This window comes from Rhodococcus sp. NCIMB 12038, from assembly GCF_002165735.1.
Classification (GTDB): Bacteria; Actinomycetota; Actinomycetes; order Mycobacteriales; family Mycobacteriaceae; genus Rhodococcus_F.
Map to the genome: position 1 here is coordinate 212,881 of NZ_NHML01000007.1, position 15,889 is coordinate 228,769.

At 69.6% G+C, this 15,889-nt stretch carries 13 protein-coding genes; 9 read left to right on the forward strand and 4 right to left on the reverse strand.

The window, feature by feature from the left end; genetic code table 11:
* The first annotated feature begins 14 nt into the window (after positions 1–14).
* The 6 genes from CA951_RS12825 (at position 15) to CA951_RS12855 (ending at position 7,913) form a co-directional block, all read left to right on the forward strand.
* Complete coding sequence (locus CA951_RS12825; protein WP_087557202.1) at positions 15–452, forward strand: DoxX family membrane protein; 438 nt, start codon at positions 15–17, stop codon at positions 450–452.
* A gap of 170 nt (positions 453–622) precedes the next feature.
* The gene (locus tag CA951_RS12830) at positions 623–2,143 is read left to right on the forward strand and encodes an FUSC family protein (RefSeq protein ID WP_256973533.1); all 1,521 of its coding nucleotides are present in this window, start codon (positions 623–625) and stop codon (positions 2,141–2,143) included.
* Between the two features lie 37 nt (positions 2,144–2,180).
* Positions 2,181–4,151: a gamma-glutamyltransferase gene (gene ggt, locus CA951_RS12835; RefSeq protein WP_087557204.1), complete on the forward strand. Its 1,971-nt coding sequence runs from the start codon at positions 2,181–2,183 to the stop codon at positions 4,149–4,151.
* 135 nt (positions 4,152–4,286) lie between these two features.
* Positions 4,287–6,671: a glutamate--cysteine ligase gene (locus CA951_RS12840; RefSeq protein WP_087557205.1), complete on the forward strand. Its 2,385-nt coding sequence runs from the start codon at positions 4,287–4,289 to the stop codon at positions 6,669–6,671.
* 498 nt (positions 6,672–7,169) lie between these two features.
* A complete protein-coding gene (locus tag CA951_RS12850; RefSeq protein WP_073359047.1) occupies positions 7,170–7,469 on the forward strand; it encodes a DUF4193 domain-containing protein in 300 nt (99 codons plus the stop codon).
* A gap of 9 nt (positions 7,470–7,478) precedes the next feature.
* Positions 7,479–7,913: an SRPBCC family protein gene (locus CA951_RS12855; RefSeq protein ID WP_087557207.1), complete on the forward strand. Its 435-nt coding sequence runs from the start codon at positions 7,479–7,481 to the stop codon at positions 7,911–7,913.
* A 90-nt stretch (positions 7,914–8,003) separates the two neighbouring features.
* On the opposite strand, the gene CA951_RS12860 is transcribed toward CA951_RS12855, so the two are convergent.
* Positions 8,004–9,827 (reverse strand): NAD(P)/FAD-dependent oxidoreductase, encoded by a 1,824-nt coding sequence (locus CA951_RS12860; RefSeq protein WP_087557208.1) that lies wholly within the window; start codon positions 9,825–9,827, stop codon positions 8,004–8,006.
* A gap of 214 nt (positions 9,828–10,041) precedes the next feature.
* Between CA951_RS12860 and CA951_RS12865 the strand changes: the two genes are divergently transcribed.
* The gene (locus CA951_RS12865) at positions 10,042–10,482 is read left to right on the forward strand and encodes a YciI family protein (protein ID WP_087557209.1); all 441 of its coding nucleotides are present in this window, start codon (positions 10,042–10,044) and stop codon (positions 10,480–10,482) included.
* Position 10,483: 1 nt separating this feature from the next.
* A complete protein-coding gene (locus tag CA951_RS12870) occupies positions 10,484–11,743 on the forward strand; it encodes an RNA polymerase sigma factor (RefSeq protein WP_087557210.1) in 1,260 nt (419 codons plus the stop codon).
* A 13-nt stretch (positions 11,744–11,756) separates the two neighbouring features.
* Here CA951_RS12870 and CA951_RS12875 read toward each other — a convergent pair whose 3' ends face one another.
* Genes CA951_RS12875 through CA951_RS12885 form a run of 3 tightly spaced genes read right to left on the reverse strand, consistent with a single transcriptional unit; the run spans position 11,757 to position 15,021 of the window.
* The gene (locus tag CA951_RS12875) at positions 11,757–12,779 is read right to left on the reverse strand and encodes a crotonase/enoyl-CoA hydratase family protein (protein WP_087557211.1); all 1,023 of its coding nucleotides are present in this window, start codon (positions 12,777–12,779) and stop codon (positions 11,757–11,759) included.
* Positions 12,776–14,413, reverse strand: a complete 1,638-nt coding sequence (locus tag CA951_RS12880) for an acyl-CoA dehydrogenase family protein (RefSeq protein WP_087557212.1) — start codon at positions 14,411–14,413, stop codon at positions 12,776–12,778. Before CA951_RS12880 ends, CA951_RS12875 begins: the two co-directional genes overlap by 4 nt.
* A complete protein-coding gene (locus CA951_RS12885; protein ID WP_087557213.1) occupies positions 14,410–15,021 on the reverse strand; it encodes a TetR/AcrR family transcriptional regulator in 612 nt (203 codons plus the stop codon). The genes CA951_RS12880 and CA951_RS12885 overlap by 4 nt, the downstream gene beginning before the upstream one ends.
* A 79-nt stretch (positions 15,022–15,100) precedes the next feature.
* Here CA951_RS12885 and CA951_RS12890 point away from each other — a divergent pair, with 79 nt between their 5' ends.
* Positions 15,101–15,886, forward strand: a complete 786-nt coding sequence (locus CA951_RS12890; RefSeq protein WP_087557214.1) for a crotonase/enoyl-CoA hydratase family protein — start codon at positions 15,101–15,103, stop codon at positions 15,884–15,886.
* Positions 15,887–15,889 lie beyond the last annotated feature (3 nt).

Genomic DNA, 15,889 nt, shown 5'->3' on the forward strand with positions numbered 1-15,889 from the left:
TAGAAGGAGTCATCATGGCTACCAACACACCCCACCAGGTCAGCCACGGTTCGCACACCCTGTCCGAACCCGGCTACCAGGCCTTTCTCGTGCTGCGCACGGTCTTCACGGTGGCACCGATCCTGTTCGGGCTCGACAAGTTCACGAACTGGCTCACCGACTGGCCCCAATATCTGGCGCCGTGGATCGACGACATCCTGCCGGGCACCGCGCAACAGGGCATGTACGTCGTCGGCGTGATCGAAGTGATCGCCGGAATCCTCGTCGCCGTGGCACCGCGGATCGGCGCCTGGGTCGTCGTCGCCTGGCTGGCCGGGATCATCGTCAACCTGCTCACGCTGTCCGGCTACTACGACGTCGCACTGCGCGACTTCGGATTGCTCGCCGGCGCCGCCGCCCTCGGCCTGCTCGCCGCCGAGTACGGACGCCCGCTCCACCGCCCACACACCTGATCGGAGCCGCGCACCGCACGTGAGATGCACCTCATCGACTGTTTCGAGTGACACGACCGCTCGTAGGGTGAGTGGTCGTGTCGGTAGGTGCGCAGGATCAGGGAACCGGATCGCGGGATAGCGGTGTGCCGATCCCTGCACCGGCCCCGGCACGGTCTTTGCTTCTCGGAGTGCCCAAGCTGGGCCGGCGCTGGCCGGGCGTGGTCCGCGCCGGCGTGGCCGTGGGCCTGCCCGCGCTGGCGGGGGTCGCGCTCGGACATTCGGCTGTCGCGGCGACCGCCACCCTGGGGGCGTTCGCCGTCGTCTACGGCGAGGGCCGGGCATACCGGGTGCGGTGGCGGGTGGTGTCGATCGCCGCTGCCGTGATGGTGCTCCTGGCCGGGGTGGGCGCGGCGGTCGGCGGGTTCGTGCACGACGCGACCGCGTCGGGCGGGTCCGCGCTGTGGGGGATGGCGCTCGTCCTCACGATGACCGTGGTCGTCGCCGTCTGCGCCTTCGTCGTGGACGGACTGCGACTCGGCGCGCCGGGCGCCTTCCTTCCGCTGCTCACCGTGGAGATCGCGTCCGCGCTGCCCGCGCTCGGTGTCGGCGTGGCGGAGGTGGTCGTCTGGGCGGCGGCCGGCGCGTTGTCGGCGTTGCTCGTGTCGATGTCGGGGCGGGTTTTTCGTCCCCGCACCCCCGAGCGTGCCGCGGTCGCGACCGCGGTCGCCGCAGTAGACACTGCACTCTCCGACCCGTCGTCGCCCGGTTCCCGGCGGGACGCGGTGCGGTCGCTGCACACCGCCTGGCAATGCCTCCACGACGCCGCCCTCGTCGGCCGTGATCACCCGCTGACCCGCACGTTGCGTGCGGCGCATCTGCGGTGTGCGGCGACCGTGGACGGTGTCGACGCGGACCATGCCTCGGACGACGACGACCTGCGGCCGCAGGTTCCGCTGCCGCGTCCGTCGATCCGCTACCGGCTCCGCCGGGCGTCGCATCTGCGGGGCCGGTCCTGGACGATCGTCGCGCGACTGCTGGTCGCGTGCCCGGCGGCCGGTCTCCTGGCGCTGGGGTTCGGTGTCGGCAGGCCCGACTGGGCGGTGATCACCGCGGCGATGATCCTGCACCAGGGACCGGACCGGGTGCTGGGGACGTACCGCGGGCTGCACCGGTTCTTCGGAACGGTGCTCGGACTGGTCGTGCTCGCCGTGCTGTCGTCGCTCGACCTGCCGGCGGCGGTGCTGGTGCTCGTGGTGGCAGTCCTGATGGCGGGGATCGAGGCGTTCCTCGTCCGCAATTACGGGCTGGCGATGGTGTTCATCACCCCGCTCGCCCTGGTTCTCGGCAGTCGCGGCACGCACGTGGACCTGATGACGGTCTCCCGCGACCGGCTCGTCGAGACCGTGCTCGGTGTCGCGGTGGCGCTGGTGGTGCTGTGGACCGTGCTTCCCGGTTCGTACCGGCGGATCCTGAGCGACGCGGACGAGCAGGTGGCCGCGACGATCGGCCGGCTCGGCGACGCCCGGGAACCGGCTGCCGTCGCCGAACTCCGCCGGGACCTCGAGTTCGACCTGCACGCCTCCACGACCGCCGCGATCACCGCCGCCCACACCGACCCGGCGTGGACCCGCGACCGGTGGCCCGAGCACCACCACCTTCACGAACTCGGCTACCGAATCCTCACCCGGCGCTTCGGACCTCGCCTTTAGCCGGTTGTCGCCGGATTTCCGCTGTTAGGGTTCGGTGATGGGTCCTGTGACGGGAATCGGAACAGTATTTCGGGCCTCGTTGGCCGCGGCTCTCTGCGTCGGGGTGCTGGCTGCGTGCTCGTCTGACGAGGAACCGCAGAGCGATCCGGCGGCCACGTGCGCGGACGTCCCCAACGGCACCCCGGTGTCCAAGGCGCCGCCGCCTCCCGGCCCGGCGCCGACCACCCAGAATCTCGCGACCAACCCTGAGATCGCCACCGTGTACCGCTCCGGGATGACGCCCGTGACCACCGCGTCGTACGCGGTCTCCACCGCCAATCCGGTGTCGACGCAGGCCGCGTGCGAGGTACTCCGGGACGGCGGGACGGCCGCCGACGCGCTGATCGTGGCCCAGACCGTTCTCGGTCTCGTCGAACCGCAATCCTCCGGAATCGGTGGCGGCGCGTTCCTGCTCTATTACGACGCCGGGCAGAACAGTGTCGAGGCGTACGACGGGCGGGAGGTCGCGCCGATGGCCGCGACGGAGAACTACCTCCGCTGGATCAGCGACACCGACCGCACCGAGCCCAAGCCCGACGCCCGCGCGAGCGGACGGTCCATCGGCGTCCCCGGCGTGGTGCGGATGCTCGAGATGGCGCACCGCGACCACGGGCGGGACGCGTGGCGGGAACTGTTCGACCCGGCCATCTCCCTCGCCGACCAGGGCCTCGAGATCAGCCCGCGGATGGCCGGGCAGATCGCCGAGTCCGCGCCCGACCTGGCCGTCGACGAGCCGTCCAAGGCGTATTTCCTGAACCCCGACGGCAGCCCGAAGCCGGCCGGGACGAAGCTGACGAACCCGGCCATGGCCAAGACGCTCGGAGCGATCGCCGCCGGCGGCGCGGACGCCTTCTACACCGGGGCCATCGCGCAGGGCATCGTCGACGCGACGGCGACCGCGTCGGGCGGCCGCACCCCCGGCCAGATGACTCTCGACGACCTCGCCAACTATCAGGCGAAGAAGCGGACACCGCTGTGCACGCCGTACCGGGACCACGAGATCTGCGGCATGCCGAACCCCTCGTCCGGTGGCACCGCGGTCGCGGCGACGCTCGGCATCCTGGAGAACTTCGACCTGTCGCAGTACGGGCCGACGAACCTCGACGACAACGGCGGAAAGCCGACTGCGGAGGCCGTGCACCTCATCTCCGAGGCCGAGCGACTGGCGTACGCCGACCGGGACAAGTACGTCGCGGACTCCGATTTCGTTCCGCTGCCCGGCAATTCCCTCGACACACTGCTGAACGAGGACTACCTGAAGCAGCGGGCCGGCCTCATCGACCCGGGCAAGAGCATGGGCACCGCGCAACCCGGCAACTTCGGGCCCGTTCCGCTCGGCGTGCAACCGCAGGACAAGGAACACGGCACCAGCCACATCTCGATCGCCGACAAGTACGGCAACGTCGCATCGATGACGACGACGGTGGAATCGGCGTTCGGCTCGTTCCACATGACGGACGGATTCGTGCTCAACAATCAGCTCACCGACTTCTCGACCCAGCCGGTCGGCCCCGACGGCGCGCCCCTCGCCAACCGCGTCGAACCGGGTAAGCGGCCGCGGAGTTCGATGGCGCCGACGCTCGTCTTCGACCGCGGCAGCGACGGTTCACGCGGCGACGTCCAGTTCGCGACCGGGTCACCGGGAGGTTCGGTGATCATCCAGTTCGTCGTGAAAACGCTCGTGGGAATGCTGGATTGGGGCCTGAACCCGCAGCAGGCCGTGTCGGCGGTCGACTTCGGGGCGGCCAACACACCGGTCACCGGTGTCGGCGGAGAGCATCCGAACATCGACGCGGTCAACGACGGCGCGGCCGACCCGTTGATCGTGCAACTGCGGGCGATGGGTCACCAGGTGTCGGTCGCGCCGCAGTCCAGTGGGCTCAGTGCGCTGCAGCGTCAGGACTCGGGGTGGGTCGGCGGCGCGGACCCGCGGCGCGAGGGCGCGGTGATGGGTGACGGGACGGGATAATCGATCCGATGGTTCAGACCCCGACCCGCGGGGAACCCATCGACCATGGCGAACAACGATGTGAACGATCCCCCGGACGGCACCTGGGCGTTCTTCGACCATTCCGAGGGTGCCACAGGGAAATAGAGGCCCATCGTGCTCGTCAGCGACCCACGGAAAGTGGGGGTCGAAGAGGAATTCCATCTCATCGATCGCAAGACCCGGCGCCTGACCACCCGCGCGCCGGAATTGCTGGCACGACTTCCCGACGACGTGTACGTCGACGAACTCCAGCAGTGCGTCGTCGAGGTCAACAGCGGTGTGTATGCCGACCTCGACGGCCTGCGCAGCGATCTGGAGCGGCACCGGACGGTGCTGATCGACGCGGCCGAGGGACTCGGGATCGGGGTGGCGGCTGCGGGTTCGATGCCGTTGGCGCTGCCCGCCGAGATGCACGTGACGGGGACGCAGCGCTACCGGCGGATGCTCGCGGACTACCAGATGCTCGCCCGTGAGCAGCTGATCTGCGGCACCCAGGTTCACGTCGACCTCCCCGACCGTGACGAGGCCGTGCAGGTCGCGCACCGCGTCGCCCCGCACATGCCCGTCCTCCTGGCGCTCAGCGCGAGTTCCCCGTTCCGGTCCGACGGTGCCGACACCGGCTATGCCAGCGCACGGACGCTTCTGTGGTTGCGCTGGCCCAGCACCGGTCCGGCCGCGCCCGTCTCCTCGGCCGCCGAGTACAGCGCCCTGATCGACGACCTGGTTGCGAGCGGGGTGATCAGCGACCCGGGCATGGCGTATTTCGACGTCCGGCCGTCGGTGAAGCTTCCGACGCTGGAATTGCGGGTGTGCGACAGCTGCCCGCGGCTGGACACCGTCATTCTCGTCGCCGCCCTGTTCCGGGCGCTCGTCGAACGCGAGGTGGAGGGTCTGCGCGCCGGGACCAAGGGCGTCGAGGTGGTCCCGACCCTGACGCGGGCTGCGCTGTGGCGGGCGGCGCGGTCGGGGTTGGAGGGAGACCTCGTCGACGTGCGGTTCCCGCAGGCGCGTCCCGCGTCGGACCTCGTCGGCGACTTCGTGAACTCGCTGCGACCGCAGCTCGAGCAGACCGGCGACTGGGACACCGTGGTGGAGCTGTCCGCGGAGGCGTCCGCGCACGGGAGTTCCGCCGCGAGGCAACGTCACGCGCTCGCTCGCCGGGGCCGGCTCACCGACGTCGTCGACCTGCTGCTCGCGGAGACGGCGGGCCGCACCGAGCACCTCCCCGAGGTAGAGGCCCCGCCCGCACCGCCGCAGACGGGCCCGACCTCGATCGGTGCTCGCCGGACCCGACGGTATTGGAGCGCCAGGCTCTGGGATCGCGGCGACACCGCCGACATGACGTGGACGGAGTCGACGGAGCTCGACGAGAAGAAGCTGATCGAGTGGCGCCGGGATCTGCACGCGCATCCGGAGTTGTCGTTCGAGGAACGCCGGACCACCGGAATCGTGCGGAACCACCTCGTCGGTCTCGGACTCGAACCCGTCATGTTGCCCGGCGGCACCGGCCTGTGGTGCGACCTCGGGCCGGAGACGGGTGAATGCGTCGCCCTGCGCGCCGACCTCGACGCACTGCCGGTCGCCGAGACGACGGGTCTCCCGTTCGAGTCGACGGTCCCCGGGGTGTCGCACGCCTGCGGTCACGACGCACACACCACGATGCTGATGGGGGCGGCGTCGGTCCTCGTCAGGCACCCGCCGGCGACCCGGGTCCGGCTGATCTTCCAACCCGCCGAGGAGACGACACCCGGCGGTTCCGTCGACACGATCGCCGCGGGAGCACTCGACGGGGTGGCGAAGATCTTCGCACTGCACTGCGACCCGCATCTCGAAGTCGGCAAGCTCGCCACCCGGACCGGGCCGATCACGTCGTCCAACGACTCCGTCACCGTGCGGTTGTGGTCGGCGGGTGGGCACACTGCGCGACCGCACCTGACCGGGGATCTGATCCACGCCGCCGCCGTCCTGGTGACGGGGCTCGCGTCCGTGCTCGACCGACGCGTCGACGCCCGCACCGCGACGGTCCTCACCTGGGGCAAGGTGGCCGCGGGGCAGGTCGCGAACTCCGTGCCCGAGTCGGGTGAACTGGTCGGGACTCTGCGCAGCGCGTCCCGCGAGACGTGGGCCTTGCTCGAACCGCTGGTCACGGACGCGATCTGCCACCTGCTCGCCCCGTACAACGTGCGGTACGAACTCTCCTACCGGCAAGGCGTCCCGCCCGTCGTCAACGATCCCGACTGCACCGCCGACCTGCGGGAGGCGATCGAATCGGTCGTCGGCTTCGACCACCTGGGGGAGGCCCATCAGTCCAGCGGCGGCGAGGACTTCGCCTGGTACCTCGAGAAGGTCCCGGGCGCGATGGCCAGGCTCGGCGTGTGGGACGGCACCGGCACACCCCAGGAGCTGCACCAGCCGGGGTTCAACCTCGACGAACGCGCCATGGTGCACGGGGTCCGGACGCTGGTCGCGCTCACCCGCCTCGAAGACGAGTCGGAGTGAACGGTCAGGCCGGTTCGACGAGCATTCGGCGCCGTCTTCGCTGCCGGACGAGCACGCTGACCTGCAGGGACTTGCTCAGCGGCTGTGCATCTGCGGCGGATACGGGGGAGTCGGCTCCGGAATCGGCGGCCCCGGAGGCGGCGTCGGCCCCGGGGGACCCGGCTGCGGTCCCGGCTCGGGCGGTGCGGGTTCCGGACCCGGCTCCGGCGGAAACGGATGGGGCGGAGTCGGCGTCGGCGGCACGGGAGGTGGGCCCGGTGACGGCGGCACCGGCTCCGGGTCGGGCACAGGATTGCCGTGCTCGTCGCGCGCACTCGCCATCGACAGACCACCTTCCGATCGGCTGATTGAGTGGTACCCGGAACGGGCATCCCGCAATCACAGAGCTAGCTGTGGCCGCCCGGGAACAAAATGCGGGATCGGTGCGTTGTCTAGCAACCGTGCCCCGCAAGTGTGGAATTTCACGACGCGGGGAACATGAGCCAAAGGGAGGAAGTCATGGCAACCGACTACGACGCACCACGGGTTACCGTCGACGACGAACTCGCCGCGGACTCGCTCGAAGAACTGAAGACACGGAGGAACGACTCGCAGTCGTCCGTCGTCGACGTCGAGGAGACCGACACGGCGGAGTCCTTCGAACTGCCCGGCGCCGACCTGTCCGGTGAGGAACTCACGGTCCGCGTCATCCCGAAGAGGGCCGACGAATTCACCTGCAGCAGTTGCTTCCTCGTCCATCATCGGTCGCGTCTCGCGTCCGAAGAGGGCGGGCAGCTGATCTGCCGCGACTGCGCATAGGAGGCCCGCGTGGCCGACGTCAGCAGAACGTTCACCGTCGCCTCACCGCTCGGGGAAGTCGTCGCGTACCTGCGTGACTTCGCGAACACCACGGCCTGGGATCCCGGGACCGAGAAGTGCGAGCAGACCACCCCCGGTCCGGTGGCGGTGGGCACCGAATGGCACAACGTGTCCTCGTTCTTCGGGCGCACCACCGAACTCACCTACCGCATGACCCGCGACGACCCCGATCACGTCGTGTTCGAGGGTCGCAACGGAACCGCGATCACGTCGGACGACCTGTCGTTCGAGAAGGTGGACGACGCCTCGACGTCGATCACCTACCGCGCGCATCTCGAATTCACCGGTCTGGCGCGCGTCGCGGACCCCGCCGCCCGCCTCGCGTTCGAGGTGCTCGCGGCCAAGACCGTCAAACAGATGACCGGGGTTCTCGAGGCGAGGTAACGATCCGCCGCACACCGGTTTTGGTCGCGCACACAATGCGCATGCGGGCGCCCCGCACGATGCGAGGCGCCCGCGATACGTCGTCGCCGATCAGCTGAGGTGATGCACCTCCTGCAGCCCGTACACCGGTGTTGGGATCTCCTCGTGCCGCGCCTTGAGTTGCAGGGCGAGGTACAGCGAGTAGTGCCGCGACTGGTGCAGGTTGCCGCCGTGGAACCACAGCGCTTCCTGCTGGGTGGGCTTCCACATGTTGCGCTGTTCGCCTTCCCACGGCCCGGGATCCTTGGTGGTGTCGGAGCCGAGACCCCAGCACTTTCCGACCTTGTCGGCCACGTCCTGGCCCATGAGGTCGGCGGCCCAGCCGTTCATCGACCCGTAGCCGGTGGCGTAGACGACGAGGTCGGCAGGCAACTCGGTGCCGTCGGTGAGAACCACGGCGTCCTCGCTGAGGTGGTCGACCTGCCCGGACACCAGGTGGATGCTGCCGTCCGCGACGAGTTCGGACGCGCCGACGTCGATGTAGTAGCCGGAACCGCGGCGCAGGTACTTCATGAACAGACCGGACCCGTCGTCACCGAAATCGAGCTTGAAGCCGGCCTTTTCGAGTCGCGCGTAGAAGTCTTTGTCCCGTTCGGCGATCTTCTGATACACCGGGATCTGGAACTCGTGCATGATCTTGTACGGCAGCGACGCGAACGTGAGGTCTGCCTTCTCCGTCGTCATGCCCGCCGCGAGCGCGCGCTCCGAGTAGAGGTCGCCGAGGCCGAGGTCCATCAGCGAATCCGACTTCACGATGTGCGTGGACGACCGTTGCAGCATCGTCACGTCGGCGCCGGTCTCGAAGAGCGCCTTGCAGATGTCGTGCGCCGAGTTGTTGGCTCCCACGACGACGACGCGCTTCCCCACGTAGGCGTCCGGGCCGGGGTGCCGGCTCGAATGGTGCTGCTCGCCGCGGAAGACGTCCTGGCCGGGGAACGTCGGAACGTTCGGTTTGCCCGACATGCCGGTGGCGAGCACCAACTGCTTCGGGTGCAGCACCACCTCCTCGCCGTCGCGGTCGAGGACGACGGTCCACTCCTTCGTCTCTTCGTCGAACTTCGCAGACGTGCACGTGGTGGACGCCCAGTACGGAATCTCCATCACCTTCGTGTACATCTCGAGCCAGTCGCCGATCTTGTCCTTCGGCGCGAACACCGGCCAGTTGTCCGGGAACGGCATGTACGGCAGGTGGTCGTACCAGACCGGGTCGTGCAGGCACAGCGACTTGTACCGATTGCGCCACTGGTCGCCGGGGCGTTCGTTCTTGTCGACGACGATGGCGGGGACGCCGAGTTGGCGCAACCGCGCGCCGAGCGCGATGCCGCCCTGGCCACCGCCGATCACGAGAACGTACGGCTGCCGGGTGTAGCCGAGTTCCCGCTCCTCGATCTCCCGCTTCTCCGCCCAACTCTGGGTGTCACCGCCGGAACCGTGGACCGCCCCCTTGACGCGGTTCCGTCCCCGGCGCTCCTCGTGGCCCTTCAACTCCTGCATGGTGGTGAGGAACGTCCACGCCTCGTCGTCCTTCAGCCGCAGGTGCCCCTTGCCCCGTCCGGTCGCCGTCTCGAATTCGATCCACGCAGACGTGACGCCGTCGGCCTCGTCCGGGGTCTCGGTGGTGCGGAAGTTCGTCGGGTCGGTGTCGTCGAGACGTGCGTGCAGCATCGCGGCGACGGCGTCGCGTCCCTCGACGGTCTTGAGGTTCCAGGTGAACGCCACCAGGTCCCGCCAGAAACTGTCGACGGCGAACATGCCCGCGGCGCGATCGACGTCGCGCGCGGCGAGAGCGGACTCGAAGCTCGCCAACCACAGGTCGACGCGTTCCTGGGGGGTCAGGGTCGTCTGCACCTCGGCCGGCTGGACCGTCTGTGTCATGTACCTCTCCTTCGCTCGGTATGTGACATACAGCACACGCCGGTCGAGGCTGACCGGCAAGCGTTGCATCGTGTTGCAATCGCCCCCGTGAGTACTTGTTAACCGCCGGCGGTTAACAAGTACTCACGGCTGATGTCGAAATCGGAGCCCGTCGTTCGACGTACCGTGTGAGTCCAGGCAGAAGCCGGGACCGACCACAATCGAGGAGGAAATCATGCGGGTCATGGTGATGATCGAGGGTGCCGGAGCCGACGAAGACAAGATCGCCCCGACGGAGGCGATGCTCGCCGCGATGAGCGCGTACAACGAAGACCTGGTGAACGCCGGGATCATGCTCGACGGGCAGGGCCTGAAGCCGACCAGCGCCGGGGCGCGAGTGGTGTTCGAGGGCGGCACGACGTCGGTGGTCGACGGCCCGTTCACGGAGTCGAAGGAGATCGTCGCGGGCTTCTGGATCTGGGAGGTGCGGTCCCTCGAGGAGGCGATCGAGTGGGTGAAGAAGTGCCCCGCCGACCCCGGCACCGGAATGCGACAGCTGATCGAGGTGCGGCCGATCTTCGAGTCGGACGACTTCGGGGACGAGTTCACGCCGGAATTGCGGGAGCGGGAAGAGGCGCTCGCGGCGCGGATCCGCGAGCAGCACCCCGACCGCTGACATGGACGCGCGGCGCACGGTCGAGGCGGTGTGGCGGATGGAGTCGCCGCGGCTCATCGCGTCCCTCACCCGTCTCGTCCGTGATGTCGGCACTGCCGAGGAGATCGCGCAGGACGCGTTCGTGCTGGCGCTGGAGCAGTGGCCGCGGGACGGCGTCCCGGACAATCCGGGTGCGTGGCTGACGGCGACGGCCAAGCACAAGGCGATCGATCGGATCCGCCGTGAGCGGTCGCAGCAGTCGAAGTACACGCAGATCGCCGTCGACCCGTCGGCGCAGCAACCGAGCGCGATGCCCGCGCCGGACGCGGTCGAGGGTGTGGAGGACGACCTGCTTGCGCTGGTGTTCGTGGCCTGTCATCCGGTGCTTCCCCGGGAGTCGCGGGTGGCGTTGACACTGCGGCTGGTGGGCGGGCTGCGGACGGACGAGATCGCGCGGGCGTTCCTGGTGCCGTCGGCGACGATGGGGCAGCGGATCAGCAGGGCCAAGCGGACGCTGTCGGAGGCGAAGGTGCCGTTCGAGGTGCCGTCGCGCGAGGAACTTCCGGCGCGACTGTCGGCGGTGCTCGAGGTGGTCTATCTGGTGTTCAACGAGGGCTACTCGGCCACGTCGGGTGAGAACTGGATACGACGTGATCTGGCCGCCGAGGCGATGCGGCTCGCCCGGGTCCTCGCCGGACTGCTGCCGGGTGAGCCCGAGGTGCACGGACTGGTGGCGCTGACCGAGTTGCAGGCGTCGCGGTTCGCCGCCCGGCTTGGCCCGGGCGGTGAGCCGATCCTGTTGCAGGATCAGGACCGGTCGCGGTGGGACCGTATCCTGCTGAAGCACGGGAACGCCGCGCTGGAGCGGGCCGTCGCGCTGGGCCGCCCGCTCGGCCCCTACTCGCTGCAGGCCGCGATCGCCGGGTGTCATGCCCGGGCGTCTCGGTTCGAGGACACCGACTGGGAGGCGATCGTCGCACTGTACGACGCGCTGGCGCAGGTGGCGCCGTCGCCCGTGGTGGAGCTCAATCGCGCGGTGGCGCTGCTGCATTCGGACGGTCCGGACGCGGCGCTGGCCGCCCTCGACGCGGTCGGGGACGATCCCCGGCTGGCCCGTCTCCATCTGTACGGCGCCGTGCGAGGCGAAGTTCTCGAACGCCTCGGCCGCTACGAGGAGGCAGCCCGGACACTCGAGGACGCCGCGGCCACCGCACCCACCCGGCGTGAACGCAACCTGCTCATGGCACGGGCCGCCGCCGCGTCCGCGCGCACCGAACCGTGAGACGCGTCGCAGATCAGGGTCTCGGCCGGGACTGCTTGTGATCGCCGAACGGCTCGTCGCGTTCGCGGACGGCCTCCCGGAATCCGGCGGTGGCCGAGCGCAATTGGAACGCGTACCCCTCGCGGGTGTGCCGGGACACGCCGTCGAAGACGGTGCTCACCATCGTCGAGTTGGCGACGCCCTGCGCGAGCAGTGCGCTGTTCAGCGCGAGTTTGACCATCATCAACTGGTTGATCGGCATCTGCGCGATCCGCTCGACGAGGTCCTCGGTGCGGCGGTCGAGTTCGTCCGCGGGCGCCGACTCCACGGCGAGTCCCCAGTCGGCGGCCTGCCGTCCGGTGATGCAGTCGCCGGTGAGGAGGAGTCGTTTCGCCCGCTGGTCGCCGAGGCGGTGCGCCCACATGCCGGCGGCGGGCACGCCCCACACCCGGGTCGGCGGGTAACCGATCTTCGTGTCGTCCGCGGCGACGATCTGGTCGCAGTACAGCGCGATGTCGGTGCCGCCCGCCACGCAGAATCCGTGGATCTTCGCGACCGTCGGCTTGTTCGCGTGCAGCAGGCTCGCGAAACCGCGGTTGAACCGGCTCATCATGGCGTAGTCGGCCATCGGATCCCAGTTGGCGAGCGGATTGTGGTTGCGCGCCTGCACGATCGGATCGAGGACGGTGCCCGTCGTGACGCCCGGGTCGTCGCTGCCGCCGCCGTTCTCGGCGAAGACGCCCAGGTCGTATCCGCCGCAGAATCCCTTCCCCCGGCCCGACAGCAGGATCACGTGGACGCGGGGATCGAGGTCGGCCCGTTCGACGGTCGCGGCGAGTTCGAGCGGGGTGTCGGCGGTGATCGCGTTGCCGTGCTCCGGCCGGTCGAACGTGATCCGGGCGATGCGGCCGGTCACCTCGTAGGTGAGGGTCCGGTACTCGGTTCTGTCCTCGACTCGATCGTGTTCACGACCCGCGAACAGGGAGTCCGCGCCCTCGTCCCAGCCGTCGCGCCAGGCGGCCGGACGGGTGCCCGCGTGATCGTCGTGCCCGGTCACGCTCCCACCTTGGGGGTGGCGCGATCGATGATGGAGGCGGTGTCGACACCCGTCGGCAGCGTCCCGAACACGGTGCCCCAGTCGCCGGACAGTCGGCTGACACAGAACGCGTCGGCGACCGCGGGGTGCCCGTTCCGGACGAGCAGCGAACCCTGCAGGGCGAGTGCCATGTCGCCGACGACGCGGCGGGCCCGGTGCTGGAGCGTGTCGACGTCGCCGAAACTGGACTTCAGTTTCGCGACGGCGGCGTCGAGTCGCGCGTCGGCGCCCGCGGTCGAGTCGAGTTCGTCGAAGAACACCTGAAGGGTCTCCGGCTGTTTGGCCATCGCCCGCAGGGTGTCCAGGGCGGCGACGTTGCCGGAGCCCTCCCACACCGACAGCAGCGGCGCCTCCCGGTACAGCCGCGGCATCCGGGATTCCTCCACATACCCGTTGCCGCCCAGGCATTCCAGGGCCTCGGCGGCGTGGATCGGCCCGCGCTTGCAGACGAAATACTTGCTGACCGACAGCGAGATGCGGCGGAGCGTGTTGGCGCGCTCGTCGCCCGCGGTCGCCCGGTCGGTGAGCGCGGCCAGCCACAGCGCGACGGTCGTGGCGGCCTCCGACTCGACGGCGAGGTCGGCGAGCACGTTGCGCATCAGCGGCTGATCCACCAGGTGGGCGCCGAACGCGCTGCGGTGGACGGCGTGGTGCGCGGCCTGCGCCGTGCCGACCCGCATGCCGGTGGCCGTGCCGATCGTGCAGTCGAGGCGGGTCATGTTGACCATCTCGATGATCGTCGGGACCCCGCGACCTTCCTCGCCGACGAGCCAGGCCGCCGCCTCGTCGTACTCGACCTCGCTGCTGGCGTTGGAGTGGTTGCCGAGCTTGTCCTTGAGGCGCTGCAGGTGCATTCGGTTGCGGGTGCCGTCCGGCAGGACCCTGGGCAGGAAGAAGCACGACAGTCCGCCGGGCGCCTGGGCCAGCACCAGGAACACGTCGGACATCGGCGCCGACGTGAACCACTTGTGCCCGGTCAGCAGATAGCTGCCGTCGGACTGCGGCACGGCGCGGGTAGTGCCCGCGCGGACGTCGGAACCGCCCTGCTTCTCCGTCATCGACATGCCGGCGATCAGGCCGGCCTTCGTCAGGGGAGGGTGCAGGGCGGGATCGTAGACCCGTGCGGTGAGCAACGGTTCGTACTGTTCCGCGAGCGCCCGATCGTGTCGCAGGGCGGGAACGACGGCGTACGTCATGGAGATCGGGCAGCCGTGACCGGCGTCGACCTGGCCCCACACCGCCATCTTCGCGGCCCGGACCAGGTGGGCCCGCGGGTGCGGGTCGGCCCACGGTGCGCCGTGCAGGCCCATCTCGACGGCGGTGGTCATCAGCTGGTGGTAGGCGGGGTCGTACTCGACCTCGTCGACGCGATTGCCGTAGCGGTCGTGGGTGCGCAGGACGGGAGGGTGCGCTTCGGCGAGGTCGCCCCAGCGCTGCGCCTCCTCGCTCCCGGCGAGGCGTCCGACGTCGTGCAGTTCCTCGAGCGCGTCGTGTGCGCCTTCGCGTTGCAGCGCTTCGAGAATCGGTGCGTAGTCGGCGGCGTCGAAGTTGATCAGGGGCGGCACCTGGTTGACGACCTCGTGTGTGGCACTCATGTCGGGCTCCCGAGGGATCGAAGGGTGAAGGTGAGTAGGGCGGGGATGATCGCGGCGTCGGCGGCGCCGCGGGCGAGGGGCAGGATCAGTGCCTCGCCGATGGCTCCGACGATGCAGGCGGCGGTGACCGACGCGTCCTGGTCCGGGATTTCCCCGGCCTCGACGGCGCCGGCGATCGCGACGGCGAGTGCGTCCCGGAACGACTCACGGAACAGGAGACGTTCGGTGTCGACCTGCGGGTCGACGGGTTCGACGAGCAGCGCGTATGCCAGGACGGGTGCGCGCAGGGCGCGTTCGGCGAACGTGCCGACGGAGGCGGACACCGCGGCGACGCAGCGGCCCTCGGCGGCCCGGGCCGCGTTGCCGGATTCGACGGCGGCGCTCACCTCCCGGCTGCAGACGATGCGGAAGACCTCCGCGAACAGTTCGCCCTTGTTCGAGAAGTGCCGGTAGACGGTGCCGGTGCCGACCCCGGCCCCGGCCGCGACCGCGGAGATCGAGCACCCGGCGTAGCCGTGGCGGGCGATCAGCCCGATCGCGGAGTCGATGAGGGTGGTGCGGAGAGCGTCCAGGCGTTCCTGGACCGCGGGGGTGCGCCGATAGGCCATAACAAAGAAGTGAACACCCGTTCCGTTCTTCCGTCAAGGGTGCTAGCGTCGGCCACACCAGCGAGGAAAGGCGCACTCGATGACTTCCGATTTGGTATTCGTCCGCAAGGACGGCCCGGTCACGACGATCAGCCTGAACCGGCCCGAAGTGCGCAACGCTGTCGACCGGCCCACCGCCGAGGCGCTTGCCGACGCCTTCCGTGCCTTCGACGCGGACGAGGACGCGTGCGTCGCCGTGCTGCACGGCGAGGGCGGAACCTTTTGCGCCGGAGCTGATCTCAAGGCCATCAGTTCCGGAACCGGGAATCGGGTGGCGCCCGACGGCGACGCTCCGATGGGCATCTCCCGGATGCGGTTGTCGAAACCGGTGATCGCCGCGATCGACGGGCACGCGGTGGCGGGCGGACTCGAACTCGCGTTGTGGGCCGACCTGCGGGTCGCAGGCGCGGACGCCGTCCTCGGTGTGTTCTGCCGCCGTTGGGGCGTGCCGCTCATCGACGGCGGAACCGTCCGCCTGCCGCGGCTCATCGGGGAGAGTCGCGCGATGGACCTCGTCCTCACCGGGCGGCCCGTCGACGCCGACGAGGCCCTGAGCATCGGGCTGATCAACCGGAAGGTCGCGGCGGGCGACGCTCTCACCGCGGCCCGGCAACTGGCCGCCGAGATCGCCGGCCTGCCCCAGGTGTGCCTGCGGCAGGACCGGTTGTCGCTGCTCGAGCAGTCCGGGCTCACCGAAGATCAGGCGCTGCTCAACGAATTCCGGCACGGCGCAATCTCTCTGGCCAACGGGACGATCGAGGGTGCCGCACGCTTCGCCGCCGGGGCAGGCAGGCACGGTGATGCCGCCCCCGTGAGTACTTGTTAACGT

Excerpts from the sequence above, each read along its gene's own strand:
- ggt (WP_087557204.1), top strand. The coding sequence starts at position 2,181 with ATGGGTCCTGTGACGGGAATCGGAACAGTATTTCGGGCCTCGTTGGCC.
- CA951_RS12890 (WP_087557214.1), top strand. The coding sequence starts at position 15,101 with ATGACTTCCGATTTGGTATTCGTCCGCAAGGACGGCCCGGTCACGACG.
- CA951_RS12870 (WP_087557210.1), top strand. The coding sequence starts at position 10,484 with ATGGACGCGCGGCGCACGGTCGAGGCGGTGTGGCGGATGGAGTCGCCG.
- CA951_RS12860 (WP_087557208.1), bottom strand. The coding sequence starts at position 9,827 with ATGACACAGACGGTCCAGCCGGCCGAGGTGCAGACGACCCTGACCCCC.
- CA951_RS12865 (WP_087557209.1), top strand. The coding sequence starts at position 10,042 with ATGCGGGTCATGGTGATGATCGAGGGTGCCGGAGCCGACGAAGACAAG.
- CA951_RS12825 (WP_087557202.1), top strand. The coding sequence starts at position 15 with ATGGCTACCAACACACCCCACCAGGTCAGCCACGGTTCGCACACCCTG.
- CA951_RS12885 (WP_087557213.1), bottom strand. The coding sequence starts at position 15,021 with ATGGCCTATCGGCGCACCCCCGCGGTCCAGGAACGCCTGGACGCTCTC.
- CA951_RS12850 (WP_073359047.1), top strand. The coding sequence starts at position 7,170 with ATGGCAACCGACTACGACGCACCACGGGTTACCGTCGACGACGAACTC.
- CA951_RS12880 (WP_087557212.1), bottom strand. The coding sequence starts at position 14,413 with ATGAGTGCCACACACGAGGTCGTCAACCAGGTGCCGCCCCTGATCAAC.